Annotated in this window: 8 protein-coding genes; all 8 read right to left on the reverse strand. The window is 51.6% G+C overall.

Features of this window, described 5'->3' with window-relative positions; genetic code table 11:
* Positions 1 to 172 precede the first annotated feature (172 nt).
* The 8 genes from ASG16_RS08755 to ASG16_RS08790 all read right to left on the reverse strand — a co-directional run bounded on the left by ASG16_RS08755 (position 173) and on the right by ASG16_RS08790 (position 16,472).
* Positions 173 to 1,075 (reverse strand): Ig-like domain-containing domain, encoded by a 903-nt coding sequence (locus ASG16_RS08755; RefSeq protein WP_056492191.1) that lies wholly within the window; start codon positions 1,073 to 1,075, stop codon positions 173 to 175.
* Positions 1,076 to 1,273: 198 nt separating this feature from the next.
* Positions 1,274 to 1,792, reverse strand: a complete 519-nt coding sequence (locus ASG16_RS08760) for a ribonuclease FAU-1 family protein (protein WP_056492194.1) — start codon at positions 1,790 to 1,792, stop codon at positions 1,274 to 1,276.
* A 118-nt stretch (positions 1,793 to 1,910) separates the two neighbouring features.
* On the reverse strand, positions 1,911 to 3,332 hold the full coding sequence (gene bcaP / locus ASG16_RS08765; protein WP_056492196.1) for a branched-chain amino acid transporter BcaP: 1,422 nt from the start codon (positions 3,330 to 3,332) through the stop codon (positions 1,911 to 1,913).
* Positions 3,333 to 3,449: 117 nt separating this feature from the next.
* On the reverse strand, positions 3,450 to 3,917 hold the full coding sequence (locus ASG16_RS08770; RefSeq protein WP_056492199.1) for a DinB family protein: 468 nt from the start codon (positions 3,915 to 3,917) through the stop codon (positions 3,450 to 3,452).
* Between the two features lie 357 nt (positions 3,918 to 4,274).
* Positions 4,275 to 8,102, reverse strand: coding sequence for a helicase-exonuclease AddAB subunit AddA (gene addA / locus ASG16_RS08775; protein ID WP_056492202.1), 3,828 nt, complete (start codon positions 8,100 to 8,102; stop codon positions 4,275 to 4,277).
* Entirely contained in the window at positions 8,071 to 11,568 is a 3,498-nt protein-coding gene (addB, locus tag ASG16_RS08780; protein ID WP_056492205.1) for a helicase-exonuclease AddAB subunit AddB, read from the reverse strand. Before addB ends, addA begins: the two co-directional genes overlap by 32 nt.
* 15 nt (positions 11,569 to 11,583) lie before the next feature.
* Positions 11,584 to 15,234, reverse strand: coding sequence for an AAA family ATPase (locus ASG16_RS08785; RefSeq protein WP_056492208.1), 3,651 nt, complete (start codon positions 15,232 to 15,234; stop codon positions 11,584 to 11,586).
* Positions 15,231 to 16,472: an exonuclease SbcCD subunit D gene (locus ASG16_RS08790; protein ID WP_056492211.1), complete on the reverse strand. Its 1,242-nt coding sequence runs from the start codon at positions 16,470 to 16,472 to the stop codon at positions 15,231 to 15,233. Before ASG16_RS08790 ends, ASG16_RS08785 begins: the two co-directional genes overlap by 4 nt.
* Between the last annotated feature and the right edge of the window lie 151 nt (positions 16,473 to 16,623).

Here is a 16,623-nt window from a genome sequence, read left to right on the forward strand (position 1 = left end):
CATCCCTGTAACGATTGTAAACAAAGAAGTCGTAGGAGGGATTCAGGAATGAATGAAAAAAGGGCCGTCTCTGGAATAGAGACAACCCTTCTATCTTTAACATTTCACCCTATACACTTGTTGCCCTTTCCAGTAACAGTCGCAACAGAGGTGTCAGAAGAAGATGCTTTTTCTACTCAACCTCTGTTGAAAGGTCACCAAATTCTAGATCATCCCATCCACCAGATGGGGTGCCTGTTGAAAACAAGGAAAAATATTTATAGCTTTCATTCCCTGATGTATCCTTTACTGCTCCTTGGGCTACATCTATGTAGTACTCTACATTATTTTTTAAAGGCGCTTTCGGTTGGATCGTTACAGTGTCATTACTGACAGTAAAAGTTGCAGGAACCTTCGCACCATTGTCATTCATTAATAGGAATTTCTTTGTTCCACTTATCACTTTGCGATCATACTTAATTGTAATAACCGCATCTACATCCACTTTTGTTTCCTCTCCATACGGCTTTACATCGATTACTATAGGCGCTTCGTTGTTGCTGGTCACAAACTGTAATAAATACTTATCGATCGATTTAGTAGAATCAATGGTGCTTACAATTGCTCCTTTGTCAATTTCGATCGCATATTTCGTATTGGATTCCAAAGTCTTGTCAGGACGAATATAGAGTGTGTTATTTCTAATCTCCAATTTTCCGCTGACTGGTGATTTTCCTTCAACCTTATAGAGCGATACTACTGTTGACGGATCATTGTCAAAAGTAATTGGCACCGGGAATGTTAGCGCAGGTCGAATGTTTGTAGGAACATCTGTCTGCGCAATAATAGGATTAGAAACTGATACGAACACATCCCCAGGCTTTGGAAAACTGATTAGGTCGTCGGAAATATACGTGCTATCAAGTTGGTATTCACTTTTGAATTTCGCGTCATTTTCCTCTAGCTGCTCATCATCAAGGAACTGATTCGGTACACCAAGCTCTTCTTTCTCCGATTTTGCTGATACGCTGTTGCTGTTTAGCGTTAAACTGAACATGAGTGTTACTGCGAGTAAGGATTGAACTAATCTCTTCATACTTCTCCTCCTACATGGGTTGTTTGTTCATAAAAATCGTATTTCATTTTTTAGGCGTAACATACAGTTTTTTACACGAAATAAAAATATGGTTATTTTGGACTAGGACAAGCTCCGAGCCTCCGACTCCACTCCAAAATGCGGTACGTCGACCAAAAAAAGAACGAAAGCGACAACCGCCTTCGTTCTTCCATACGTTTATGCAAAGAAATTCGGAAAGTCAAAGGCATCGCGTTTCCCCGCTAAAATATCGTGTAGCATGCCATCAGCCGTCTCTGTGGCAAACTGATGATCCTCTTTCGTGATAGTTCCTTTTATCAGCGCCTCATCGAGTTCATCCTGATCAAGCAGGTATACTTCTCCTGTCGGCAGTACCACGATGTCGAGGTACAAATCGTCATACCAGATATGCCCGTTCTCATCCTTGCCATGTCCCCGGCAAATATCGATATACCATTGCACGGTATTCCCTAACTCATCCATCATTTTCGTAACGGCATAAGCTTGACCATGGGGAAAATACTGCAAGTACACATATCCTCTATCGCCCACACACAGAGTTTTGTCCCCGACAGGCATGTAGGCAGGCTCACTTACTTCATCCAGAGTCAGGCGGACAGTGTACCCTGAGAAAGATAAAGATTCTACCCATTTTTGCTGGTAGCCCAATCGCTTGACACGTCTCCAACCAGGTCGATCTGCTCTTTTTCGCTTCATAGCCTGCCCTCCCTCGTCATTTTGGTTGCTATTACTCTACCATGAATGGGATCGCTTTGTCAGATAGCAAACAAAGACATGCTCACGTAGAACATGCCTAAACGGATGAACCTGTCATTTAAGTTGGGGAGGAGTCGTCTTTTGTTGCCAATCGACTGTGTTTGCGCCCGTATAGGAAATAAACAATCGCTCCGACCGACAGCCAACCGAGAAAACCGAACTTGGTAAGCAGCGGCAGGTTAAAAACGAGATATCCGCAAAAGAGAACCGAGAGCAAGGGAACAAACGGAACAAATGGGACGCGAAAAGCCCGCGGTAATTGCGGATGAGTACGGCGTAATACAACTAGCCCAATCGAGACCAAAATAAAAGCAAACAGCGTTCCAATATTGGTGAGCTGGGCCAAGCTGGAGAGGGGTAATAATCCACCGAAGGTTGCTACTAATGCTGCTACGACGAGCGTGCTCTTTTGTGGTACCTGTGTGCGGGGATGTACGTGCGAGAAGACCTCGGGGAGCAAGCCATCTCGACTCATCGCAAAAAACATCCGGGCTTGTCCATACATCATGACTAACAAAACGGTCGTGATTCCGACAATGGCTCCCAACGAAATGAAGCCTGCTACCCAGTCCTGATTGACATAACTGAGTGCAAACGCGACCGGGTTTTTGACATTCAACAATTTGTACGGAACAATCCCTGTCAATGTCAGTGAGACGGCAATGTACAAAATCGTGCACACGAGTAAGGAAGAGATGATCCCGATCGGCATGTCGCGCTGGGGATTGCGCACTTCTTCGGCCGCAGAAGACACCGCATCAAACCCGATAAAAGCAAAAAACACCGTGGCGGCACCAGTCGCTACTCCCGCAAAACCAAACGGCATGAATGGACTCCAGTTTTCCGGCTTGACATACATGACCCCAACGACGAGGAACAGGACAACTACCGTTAGTTTTATCAACACCATGATGGTATTCAAGCTCGCTGACTCTCTCGTTCCCTTCATCAACAAAGCTGTAATGATGACAATGATGAGGACCGCAGGTAGATCGGTGATCGTTCCTTTCGATGCATCAAACGCACTTGTGAGCGCATGCGGCAAGTGGATGTTAAACCCGGCTAGCAATCCCTGGGCATACCCCGACCATCCGCTTGCCACCGCTGCACAAGCCACTCCGTATTCGAGAATCAAGTCCCACCCAATCATCCAGGCGACAAACTCGCCAAATGCCGCATAGCTGTATGTATAAGCGCTTCCCGACACCGGAACAGTCGACGCAAATTCTGCATAGCAGAGTGCGGCAAACACACAGGCAAGTGCCGCAATAACAAATGACAAAACAAGTGCTGGTCCAGCGTGCAAGGCTGCGGCAACTCCCGTTAACACAAAAATCCCTGTTCCCATGATCGCGCCGATCCCGAGCATTGTCAGGTCAAAAGCACCTAATGACTTTTTGAGAGAGCTTTCATTTTTATCCACATGTTCCAGCATTTGCGTAACCGACTTTTTCCTCAGCAACTGATTTTTCCATGACATCATGTGCGACCTCCCAAGCGGGTCATTCACTTCCAATCGTGTTTGAAAACAGTTGGAGTATGGTCCGTTAAGAGGAAAATTATGCACTGGCGCAGCTCGGATCGAGGTTTGTCATGGCTACCTGTGTGCTAATCCGCGCCCAATGACATTAGCGGAAACAGGTGCAATCCCAAGCTCTCTCGCCCAAATGGACAATTGCCCCATGTGATGAATCTCGTGGGCGATGACATGGCGAAGCAGCTCGCCCTTTGTGTGAATCTCATTATCCCACTCCACCTTTACAGGTTCGTTCTCCATCTCATCTGACCAATTCTCGATAAAATCTCGTAATTCCATGCGCCATGTATCTGACAGTACTTTTACCTTTTCCAGTGACCTGTAATCTTCGTACGATACCTGAATATCAGGCTTCCCCTGTACACCCCGAAGCCAGCTATACTCGACGTCAGCAATGTGAAACAAGGTGTACAAAATCGTGCCAGCCCCACCTGTACGCTCGTGCAGCAATTCTTCTGGTGGAAGCTGCTTACACCATTCCATCCACTCGTCCCGTACCTGCCAGTTATACTGGAAAAACATCTTCATGGAGTTCACCCTTTGTTTGATGATTAGGTAGATTAGGAAAATTTTAACTGATTATAGCGCATATGTTCGCATTTTGTAAAATTCTCAGTTGCACTCTAACGGTAGCGGTCGGGTGAAGCCCTGCCACATGTTTTCCAGTCGCCTGTATCCTCTCTTCGTTCGGGCAGTCTCCTTCCAAACATGTGACAGGACTTTCGTACAACTTTGATCTCTTACCGCTTTAGATCATAATGGGGGCATTTCAAAGCAGCTTCCTTGAATCTATTTTCAAGCAGTTAGCCAAAAGCTTCTTCCCCCACCACAGCAGCTCTAATAAACAAAAAGACCGCCAGAGCTATAACCCTGCGGTCCAACAAACTAATCCATGCTTTCATCCGAAAACGAAAGTGAGAATCCACCTGAGAGTAAATAAAGATAACTAGACACGTTCCCTTTTGGCTTGATGATCTGCTTGATCGCCCGGACGTATAGCCTGATCTGGCCTTCGTATCTTCTTTTCATCTCTTCGATGGCTGCGGCAGTTGCCTCTTTTGCCATCCAATCTGTCTTGAAATCGATCAGGACGAGGCTGCCATCCTGCTCCTCCAACAGGCAATCAATGACTCCTTGTACGACAACCTGCTCGTCGCTTTCTTTACCTAACTCCGCTTCTACTTCATATGCAGGCAGCACGAGGGTAAATGGCAATTCACGATACACGACCGCCGCTGACTTCATTCGCTGCCCCAAAGGATCAGCGAAGAATCGGGCGATCTGGGGAACATCTACTGCTTGTACCTGCTCGTCAGTCAAAAAGCGGCGTGCCGCCAGTGCCGTCACTTGCTCCCGAATATCTGCTTCATCCAGCGGACGCTTCAAATCGAGATGCTGGAACACTAAGTGTGTGATTGTCCCTTTTTCTGCTGCTGTCAGTCGACTGGATTTTTGCTCAGACAAAAACTTTGGCTTTTCCGTAATGGACGGAAGTGTGAAGGATTGACCGCCTTTGCTGACTTTGGCATGTCGCTTGAGTTCGCTGACACTCCATTTTGCAGCTACGCGTGGCGCAATTGGATGTGGGTCCTGCCATCCTAATCTCTTGTCGACAATCTCTCGCAAAGTGTCATCAGACGGTCGTTCCACGATCGCCTCTCGTCTGGTCATGCGCTCCCACAGAGACACCTCGTCGTTGGTTGACTCTCCTTGGGCACGGAGCTCATCTGCCTGATAGAAGTGAAACGACCAAACCGAATCATCCGGCACACTTCTGACTCTCACGACTTCTCCTGAGCCTTGTTGCTCCGGATATGCCCGTAGCAATCCCGCACCAGGATGTCGCAGCATCGCACGCCCCACCCAGTCCAGATATCCCTTTGCCTGAATCAAGTCTTCGTCACTGAGCCGCTCGCTGTCATCCTGTCTGCCCCAATCTGTCACACTTTTTGCGAGATCCTTGGATGAACCGACAAGAATGAGCTTCTCGCGTGCACGCGTCAAAGCCACATAAAGCACACGCATTTCCTCTGCCAGCATATCCCGGCGCAGCTTTTGCCGGATACCCAGCGCAGCCAGACTCGGATAGCGTAGCTGCATAGAGGGCTCAACAGCCAGCGGTCCAAAGCCCAGATCTTTATGCAGCAAAAACTGACTTTTCAAATCCATCGTATTAAACTGCTTGCCCATACCCGCCACAAAAACTACAGGGAACTCCAGCCCCTTACTTTTGTGGATCGTCATGATGCGTACAACGTCCTCGTTTTCCCCGATGGTTCTTGCTTCGCCCATATCATTGCCCGCTTCTTGCAAACGGTCGACAAAGCGCAAAAAGCGGAACAAGCCACGATAGGAGCCAGCTTCGTATTGTCTCGCACGATCATAGAGCGCACGCAAGTTGGCCTGTCGCTGCTGACCGTTTTCCAGAGCCGCCACATAATCGAGATAGCCTGTCTCCCGATACAGCATCGTTAGCAGCTCTGATAAAGCACCTCTGCGAGCCTCTGTCCGCCATAGCTCCAATCGGACAAAAAACTGTCGCAGCCTTTTCTTCCAAGGCTCTTGGGCCGGGCGTTCCTCTGCATATTGGAGTACCGCTTGGTGAAACGGCCCTGTTGCGTAGTGAATGCGGATTTGAGCAAGTTGCTCCTCCCGCAAGCCGACGATAGGAGACCGCAATACAGCTGCTAATGGAATGTCTTGAAGCGGGTTGTCAATGACACGCAGCAAGGAGAGCATCGTTTCTACCTCAGTCGCCGCGAAATAACCCGCAGTCTGCTCCGCATACACAGGAATTCCTGCTGCGTGCAGCTCCTCTTGCATCGTCTGCCCCCAGCCTGAGGTCGCACGAAGCAAAATAACGATATCGTGATAGGCCAGCGGGCGCATTCCTCCAGCCTTTTTATCGAAAACGAGCAGTGGCTCTTCTCCCTCGCCTGGCTCCATCCAACGACGAATGCGGCTGGCAATTAGTCGTGCTTCCAGTTGAGCAACACTCGCTTCCTCTCCCGACTCTCCCTCGGGAATACCTGCTTCGCTCTCATCTGACGCCTCTGCAACTACCGCCTGACCTTCTTCTGCTATCGCTGTATTCCGGTCAATCAGATGCATCTCTGCCTGCAAACGGTTCGGTTGTGCTTCAGGATAAGACGCACGGTTGATCAGCTCCGCCGAAGGATCATAACCGATCTCACCTACCCCGTGAGACATGATCTGGCGAAACAAAAAGTTAACGGCATCTACGACTTCCCTTCTACTGCGGAAGTTCGCCGCCAGATCGATGCGCCGACCGATGCAAGCTTCGTCAGCATCACCATCTTTTTGATAGGTCACATATTTTTCGAGAAACAGCTTCGGCTCTGCCAAGCGGAACCGATAAATACTCTGCTTCACATCCCCCACCATGAAACGATTCGCTGGCTGACCATCCGCTCCATCTCGGGAAACCATTTGCAAGATGGTCTCCTGCACGAGGTTGATATCCTGATATTCGTCTACCAGTACTTCAGCGAACTGTTCACGCAATTGGGTCGAGATAGCCGAAGGAACAGTCTCCCCAGACTCATTCGATTCGGTTAGAACACGCAGAGCCAGATGCTCCAAGTCGCCAAAGTCAACCAAGCCACGCGAGCGCTTCTCCAATTGAAAAGCGTCCGAAAATGCTGTAACCAGCCTAGCCAATGTCTGCATGTGAGGAGCAATCCGCTGCAAATCCGCGACGTACTGCTCGGCTGTCGTAGAAAAGTATTGCTCGATTTGCTCGGCCAGTTCCTTTTTCACACTGTTTCGCAGGTCTTGCACCTGCTCCTTCACGAGCGGATCTGTGCCTTTCACAAGAGGCAGCTTGGCAAATACAACTCCTCGAACAGCCTCAACGGTCGCTTCCCAGCCATCTTTGCAAGCCGCTGCTGCACGATGCAGGGCAGCCGCTTCCGCCTCAAGCAAAGGCAAATAGCCAGCAGGCCCTTCCGGTGAGCCAGCCAGTAGAACTGCCCTGCGCATCTTAGCTGTCATTCCACCGAGTGCCAGCTCCACAGAACGCAGCACGCTTTTGGTCCACACGAGTCCGTCCAGACCGTTTTTATCGTGAACCGCAAACATTCCTGCCGCTTCCCCGAGCCATTGTTCTGGTGCCGGATGACTGCGCGAAAACTCATAGAGCCGGAGTAGTAGTACGGTAAGGGCATGATCGTCCTGGCCGTCCAGCATCACATCAGCTAATGCATGAAAATCCGCGTCATTCTCATACCAGCTCTCGAGCTGTTCCTCCAAGACATCCTGCCGCAAAAGCTCCCCTTCCATCTGATCGGCAATGCGAAAATCAGGATCGAGTTCAATCAGATAGTAATACTGGCGCAAAATCCCCAAGCAAAACGAGTGAAGTGTCGTAATCGTCGCCCGCTGGAGCAATGCCAGTTGTCGACGCAGGTGGGAAGAGTGCGGGGCATCTTTCAATGCTTTTCGCAAGGCATCGCCAATCCGGTGACGCATCTCAGCGGCTGCCGCATTGGTAAAGGTCACCACCAATAGCTGATCGACTCCAACCGGGTCCTTCTCGTCCATGATACGTCGGATAATCCGCTCAACCAGGACTGAGGTTTTCCCAGAGCCTGCTGCCGCTGCCACCAGGAGATTATTCCCGCGCTGGATAATCGCTTGCCATTGCTCGTCCGTCCATTGTTCAGGCTTGGCCTGCAATTGTTGATCCACCATCGGTCATTCCTCCTTCTCCTGCCATCTGCTGCTCTGCCAGCATGCTCCATATTTGCTTGTTGTTCCACTTGGCAAGCTGTCGGTGCTCATTCCCGCCCGCATCTCCGTCAAATTTGCATACTGGCTTGTACGAACAGAAATCACAAGCGGTCATTGTTCCGTTCGTGTACGGTTCGATCTGGATTTCCCCGTTGGTCATGCGCGTACTGATTTGCTTCACGGTATCGCGAACAAAGGAGGTCAAGGCTTGGAACTGCTCCGCTGTTGCCACGGATGATCGCGACGAAAGCGTTCCGTCCTTTTTGATTTCAAATGGCACCAGCTCTGACGCCCCTTGCTCTACATAGCCATCCATCATTCGAGCCAGCTCTGGGTCTGCAAGCATCAAGCCTTTCATGCGCAATCGCTTTGCCCGCTCCTTTGCCGCCTCGTCAGCCGTCAGCAAGCGTTTTGCCGTCACAAAAGGATCGGCTACCTGATAGTAGAAAACGCCTCCCATTTCGGCTTTTTTCCCTAACCATTCCTCGGCATTAGCCACGACGACATCGAGATAGACGAGCAGTTGCAAGTTCAGGCCATTCCAAACGTCGGAGAGAGACAACTGCTTGGGACTGGACTTGTAGTCAATCACGCGCAAATACGGGACCTCACTATCCAGTGATTGGTCAACGCGGTCAATCCGTCCGATTAACTGAAGCTCCACGCCATTTTCAAGGGTTAAAGCCAATCCCGGCAAATCTGAATTCGGCCCAAACGAAACCTCTAGTCCTACTGGGGCAAAACGGCTGCGCTTCGCATGCTCCCCGAGTACGTAAATCGCCCGGCCAACTGCTCGCTTCAGCTTGCCAGACAAATAACGATACCGGGCTGTCCGCGTCAAAATGCTACTGCGAGTCGCAGGAACCAGTTCTTCTACCACTACGTTTGCAAGCTGCATGCTATTGTCTTCCGTCAGCTTGCTCCACTCCAGATTGTCTTCGTTCATTTTTTCAACGGCTCGCTTGAGTGAGGCATGGAACAGCTCCCCCACATCGAAACGCTCCAGCTTGTACATCGTTCTCTCCGACAATCTGAGACCATGGGAAGAGAAATGCGAGAACGGACATGACTGGAACCGCTCCAGACGGGACACGCTCATTTTTAGTTGTTTTCCGTACAGGGTCGTGCTCGTTTCCAAGTCCAGCTCCTGCGGTCGATTGAAGTAGCGCAAGCCGGACAACAGCCACTGCTCCCGTTTGACCTCGGAAGAAGCACGAATATACCAGTCGTATACCTCCCACCAGAAATCTGGCAGCTCTCCTGTTTTCTTCATCGATCGCAATAGCGTCAATAGATGGCGGAACACACGTCTCGGATGTCCGAGCAGGAATGCATCTGTCTCGTGCTGCCCCGTCGGTTCATTGTAAAACACCTGATGCAAAATATCCGGAAGCACTTCACGGATGCGGGTAAACACAGAGGAAGGCAACAAGGCCTTTCCCTCTTCATCCGCCAACGCACAGCTCAGGATCAGCCTCTCCGACGGTCTCGTCATCGCCTGGTACAACAGGTAAGGTTCAGCCATCAGCCGTTGCTTCGCACTCGGTGCCAGAGACATCCCCATTTCAGCCAGTCGCTCACGTTCCGCCTCATCCAGAATCCCTTCTTCTTTTGGACGCAACGGAATAATGCCCTCGTTTACGCCAAGCAAAAACAGAGCTTTGACATCGGGTTGACGGGAGCGCTCCATAGCCCCGATCAGCACCTGATCTAGTGCCGGGGGAACGAGTCCCAATTCAATCGTCTCCAGACCACTGTCGAGCACGCGGGCAAATGTCGCCAGGTCCATGCTCTCGTCGCCCATGACCTCCACGACCTGATCCATCAGCTCGATCAATCCTGTCCATACTTGTCCATGCACCTGTGCTGCATCGAGATCGCCGTCATTTTCCGCCTTTCGCTGCCAATGCTCCAGCTTGTTAGGCACATCCAGCGCGATCAGAAGGTTGTACAGGGCAAGCGTCATTTCCTGTACGTTTTTGCCCGTTGCTTGCTTCATCTCTTTTTCAAAGGACAGGAGCGGCGCTGCGTATTTGCGTCTCAACTCATCGATTCTCGCGTCTTCCTCAGCACCAGCCTGCCCGCGGAAATGCCAAGCAGATTCTTCTGCCCATTGATAGCCAAAGACACCATGAGCCAGCACGTAGTTTTCCAGTCGGTCGATTTCCTTCCGGGCTGTATGCTCATCGGTGATATCCAGCAGGAGAAGGTCTGTTTTCAAACAGCGGAAAACAGCGTCGTATCGCCACCTCGTAACAATGACCTCTAATGCCGAGCGCACCAGCTCCACCAAGGGATGGTGCATGACAGAGCGCTTCTGGTCCAAGAAGTGCGGGATGCCGTATTCGGTAAACACAGCGGAAATCTCATCCGCGTACGTCCCAATTTCCCGAAGCAAAATTGCCATGTCCTTCCAGCGATACCCCTCTTCTCTCGACAGAGTCAGGAGCTTCAGCGCCACGGCCTCTACCTCTGCCCGCCTGTTCACTGCTGAGAGCATCGTCACTTCGTCCGCTCGTCCGGGCTGATCTGGGATCGGCGGGTCCCCCCATTGGAAATACACTTGTTCGACCTGACGTAGCCATGGACTGCTCTTGAATCGCTGTGCCTCGGTCAATAAAAGCGGCTTGGCGATTGATACACCCGATTCACGCGCCATCAGTGTCAAGGCTTGGTATGTTCGCAGTGTAGGATGGAACAGCCCCAGTTCATCCACAGAGGCGTCACGTTCATTCGGGTCAAGCGTCAGCGCAATCGTCACCTGCTTGGCGTGCTGCATCAACTGCTCGATCAAGCGCAGCTCTTGATTCGTAAACCCGGTAAAGCCATCGATAAATATTTCAGCCTGCTTGATGTACGTGGAATCACGCACCATCGTTGCCACTCGGTTCAGGATGTCGTCTGCATCACAATACCCCTCTGACAAGTAAGCCTCGTAGGCATTCATAATCAAGCGAAGGTCATGTATTTTTTGATTGAGATTGGCTCCTCCCCATTCCACATTCTCGGAATGGGTGAAGGATACCCCATACGATTTGCACTCGCTAATCAAGCGACCGAGCTGAGCAGCAAACCCAGGCTGTGTCGCCGAGCGCCCGAATAGGTTCAGCTCTTCCTTGTGCCGCTCCAAAAGCATACGCAAGACCATATGCTTACCCAGATCGTCAACAGGCACGGTAGTCAGATCGCCCAGCTCCTGCATGAGCCTGTGAGCCAATCGACCGAAGCTGAGCACTTGTGTCCCCATTACACCGCCTAGCTCTGGGAGTGTGGCGAGCGCATACTCTTCCTGAAAGCTGGCCTGTTCCGGCACGAGCAGAATCATAGGCGAACCCAACGGCTTTTCCCGCAGCCGGGCTTGCATCTGCCGATGAATTGATTCTGTCTTCCCCGTTCCTGCCCGTCCCAGTATAAATTGGACTGCCATGATTTTTCCCCTTCCCTACTCCATTTCCAGATGCAGCATGCTGCCTTTTCCCATCGGTTCTGCAGGTGTCACGACCAGACGACGCGGCATGCGCACACGTATTTCCGGGACGTGGCTAATGACTCCGATGGTAAAATCGTCCATGCGCAGTCGCTCAAGCGCATCCATAACGACTTCCAAAAGCTCCGGATCGAGTGTCCCAAAGCCTTCGTCCAGGAAAAAAAACTCCAGGCGCCCGCCACGCATTTGAATCTCCATCGACAGGGCAAGAGCCAGCGACAAGGAGGTCAGGAATGTTTCCCCGCCAGACAATGTGCTTACTGGACGGCGCATTCCTCCAGCTCCCTCATCCCGCAAAACAAATTCGCCCTCGTCGCCGATTTCCAGCCCGTAACGGTTGGCGGTCATCCGCTTCAGGTGATAGGAAGCGTCTCTGGCGATTGATACCAGTTTTTCCTCCGCAATGAATTGGACAAACGCCTTGGCTTCGAATAATTTTTTCAACTCTTCCAAGCGGCTCTGCTCATCCTGCTGCTGGACCATCTCTTTATGAAGCTCTTGCCATTTGTCATGGTTTTTTCCCATGCGATCCACGTGCTCTTTGGCGACAGCGACTTGCTTTTGCGCTTCCTGGAAGGCTTGCTCCCATTGTTCCCACGCCTCTTTAGCGGTGGTGAGCTCTTCCTGCGTAAACGAACGGCCTGCTACTGCTTGCTGCAACCTTTCTTCCTCATAACGAAGCTGCCCTGCGATTCGCGTGTAAGCCTCGACTTGTTCCCGTGCCTGCGGCAATTGCTCACGCTCTGCGTACCTTTCCCGAACATACTCGACAGTACCGAGACCTGTTTCCTGCAAGCCCTGGTACAATGTCTCGTGAGCTTCCGTGCGTTGCCGTGTAAGGATGGCCAGCGTCTCTGAATACTTGACCAGATTGTTTTGCACCGTTTCTCGCGCCTCGGCGGTTTCTTTTCGCTTAGTCTCTGCCAGCGTGACTGCTTGACGCAAACCGAGGAGAGAATCCTCTACCCGCATCAAACACTCCTGCGCAGTAAGTCCTCCCGTGCGCTCCAGCCATTGGGCATGCTTTTGTTCCCACATGCGCTTTCTATCTTCCAGCTTTTCCTTCAGCGCCGCTTCCCGTGATTTGCCCTCTACCTTGCGCGACTTGGCGGCTTCTACTTGCATCGTCAGCTTTCCGCGTAGCGTTTCTTTCTCTGATCGTACCTGCTGAAGTTCTGCCAAACGGCGATCTGATTTTCCGATTTCTTCGTACCGCTGTTCGATTTCCTCGATGGGAAGCTCATTGCGCTTCACGTCCAGCTCTTCTCTGGATTGCTTTTCTTGCGTGAAAGCAGCGTCCATGCGCGCTTTAATCTCATCGATTGCCTTCTGTGCCTGCTCGAGCAACAGCGTGCTCCGCTCCATCAAGCGTTTCTTTTCCGCTTCTTCCTCACGCAAGGCCTCCAACTGCTGCTGCAATTGCTCACGCTCTGCTTTTAGTCGCTCTCTTTCCACTTGCTTGGCGATCAGTTCTTTTTCCTCGCGCTGATAGACGGCGAGTAGCTCTTCAAAAGAATCTACGACCCAAGGCTGTCCGTACCCGCGGCACTCTTCCTTGATCGCTTCCAAGCGCGCTTCCAACTGTTCCTGTTCAGCCTTTACACTCGCTAGGCGCTCATCAAAAGCAGCAAGCGCTCCCTTTGCTGCCAACCAAGCTTCCTTGTTCTTGCCTGCTTCTTGTTCAGCCGTACGCAAAGCCTCTTCTGACGCTTTGATCCGGGCACGAAGCGCGTCACCCTCCGTCCCTGCTTCAGACGCTTTTGTATGGTTCTGGTGGCCGTGTGGGTGGTTTTCGGAACCACATACCGGACACTCCTTGCCTTCCTCTAAACGTTCGCGCAAAAATCGCGCCATATTCTCCTGCTGCCAGCGTTCCCATTCCTGGCGCAGCTCATCTCGTTGGGCCAGTTGACTCTTCACAAGTGCTTCGCTTGCCTCTACTGCCCGAGTCAGCTCTTGATTGCGCTCATCCAATTGCTTACGCTCCTGGACGATGTGCTGCGACTTCTCCTGCCATGATGAGAAAGCCTGTAATACCTCCCGCCACTGGCGACCTATCTGCTTCATATCTGCCAGTACATTCCTTGCTTTCTCCCATTCTGCTTCGCTCATCAATGCCGAGTCGGCTGGTGCTGCCAGTGCTTCTCTTTTTTGTGCCAAGCGATTCGCGCACGCTTCCCAGTTGCGCTTGTGCTCATCGGCAGTATGCGTTGCCGCCTGAATGTGCTCCTGTGCTGCGAGTTGTTCTTTTTCCAGCTCACGTACCTTGGCATGGTCCCGCTCCCACTGCTGCTTCGCTTCTCTGGCTGTCGCTATTTGTGCTCGCCATTCAGGAGAGATCGTGACTTGCTTCATCTGTTCTTGCAGATCCGCCCACGCAAGCTCCCAGTTTTTTAAGTCTGCTTCATCCTTTTCCAACTGTTGTTCTATGTTGGTCAAGGCGACTGACACTTCATTCCACTCTCGCTCCAGACCTGTCCACTCTTCCCGGATCGCCTTTAGCTCCTCTTCCCACTCCTGCGCCTGTACCAGTCTGCCCTTTTGCTGAATCAGTAACGGCTCCTGTACAGCCAACTCGGCATGGACCTTCTGATACGCTTGCTCTGCCTCATCTACGGCCAAACGAGCACTCTCCTGTTGTTCGCGGCTGCGTTCCAATGCCGTACCGGTCTCATGCCATTCCTGATCCAAACGCTCATATTGCTGGAGTAATGGCCACAGTCGAATACTCGACTCCCATTCGCGAATCTTCGCCGTTAGGGCTGTCATTTCCGCTTCATTTGCTTCCTGCTGCTGTAGTTGCGCCTGAACTTGCACGAGCTCCTGATGCCACTGGTTAAGCTGCTCCAGCTCCTTGAGCTTCCCTGCCAGCTCCTGTTTTTGCTGGGTGAATTCCTGCTCTTTTTGCGCAGCTTCCTCCCACGTTTGTCTCGCCAGCTCCAAGGCTTCCGGACCTGCTTCACCCAGAGCTGCACTCTCCAGTTGCAAGCGATGCATCTGTTCCTTAACCTGCTCCAAAGCGTGCCGTACGCGCTCACTCAGCTTTTCCCCATAAATATGTAGGCGGAACATCCGTTGCAGCATTTCATTGCGCTCACTGCCCTTCAGCGTCAAGAAGCGGGAAAATTGACCCTGTGGCAAAACGACCGCCCGGGTAAAGTCCTGCAAAGTGAGACCAATCAGTGCCTCAATCGCGGCTGTCGCGGACGTAGCTTTGGACTCCAATACAACATCCGGCTCTCCGGTCAAGGCTCCCGACTGAATCAGCCTCACTTCCGGCTGTCGCTTGTTCCCCTTTTTATCTAAGCCAAATTCCCGTTCCACTGTATATTGCTTGCGCTCATCGCCAGTTCCCAGCTCAAAGGTAAAGGAAACGAATACGCGCTGCTCCAGTTGGTTCAGCACTTCTTTCGGGTGATTACCTCCGCCCAGCCGGACAACCTGCCCGTACAACGCAAGCGTGATCGCGTCCAAGATCGTCGATTTCCCGCTTCCAGTCGGGCCGAATATCCCAAATAGTCCCGCCTGACACAGCATTTCGAAATCGACCTCTTGCATTTCTCGATAGCTGTGCATCCCTGCCAGCTTCAATCGTATCGGTCTCACTCTTCTTCCCCCTCTCCTCCTGTTTCTGCCAATAGACGCTGGAACAAGGCCACCAGTTGCTCATCCGGCTCTGCTCCCCGCCTCCGTTCATAAAAGCGTTTGAACAATTGATCGGACGAAAGCTCTGTCAGCTCAACCCGCTGTTCCTCTTCCTCCTCACGCTCTTCCCTCACGACAACACGCTGTATTTTCAAGAAATCATCCGAAAGCTTGCGAACACGCTGAAATTCTGCCGGGTCGATCACGCCAGACACATGAAGCTCCAAGTCAATCCACGCCCCTGCATCGCGTCCCTCTTCCAACCAGCGCTCGACTTGCTCGATTCCCTCCGTCGCCCTCCAACGTGCCAATGGCCGTGCGCTCGTCAAATAAATGATCTCCTCACGTACTTCTTGCCCTGGCTCCACCTCAACCAGTACGACTGCCTTGCTCTGTCCTGCTTCGGAAAAGCTGTACGAAATCGGTGAGCCGCTGTAACGCACCAACGGCTTGTCACTGAGCTTTTGCAGTCGATGGAGATGACCGAGCGCCACATAATCAGCGTTCTTCGGAAAAGCCTGCGGCGATACAGTCAGTGCTCCCCCAATTTGAATCGGACGCTCAGAATCTGTTTCCTTACCGCCCATGACAAACAAGTGGCTCGTGACCAGGTTGACCGTATCCTCACGAAAATGAACAGACAGATCAGCAAGCAGTTGTGCAATGCGCTCGGAAAAAGCAAGCTGCATCTGCTCCTGGGTAAAGCTTTCGCTCAACAGCTCTTTTAATCGCGATTCAGAAGGATAAGGCAAGGCCAAAACTACCGCATTCGCAGCGCAGCCGGGAATCTTCATCTCCAGCCAAGATGGGCCTCCCTGCACAATTTGCACGCGATCAGACGATACTTCTTGTGTCAGCAATGGTGCTTCCTTTGGCAAGCCCAACAAAACGATCCCATGCTTTGTAGCAAGCGGCGCTGCTGCTCGCACCCGCTCAGGCTGGTCATGGTTCCCCGCAATCACGACAACTCCTCGCCTGCCTTCCGAAGACAAGCGCTCCAATGCATCATAAAAAAGCTCTTCCGCCCAAGCCGGCGGATTGACCGAATCGTACACATCCCCGGCAATGAGCACCAAATCCACTTCCCGCTCATCAGCGATGTGACAGAGCTCGTCCACAAACGCCGCTTGCTCAATCCGGCGGTCCCGCCCTTCCAGTTGCCGCCCGAAATGCCAGTCGGCTGTATGTAATATCCGCATAATTACTATCACTCTCCACGATCATGTGTTTGCTTTTCATTGTAACAAAAGACAGCGCTGTTCGCGGTTGAAATTTACTCCACTTTTCTCGTAACTTTTGCTCCTGACTGCTCGTCTTCCAACTGAACAGATCGCGATTGATCGATCTCAA

The organism is Brevibacillus sp. Leaf182, assembly GCF_001423865.2.
GTDB classification, from domain to species: domain Bacteria; phylum Bacillota; class Bacilli; order Brevibacillales; family Brevibacillaceae; genus Brevibacillus; species Brevibacillus brevis_C.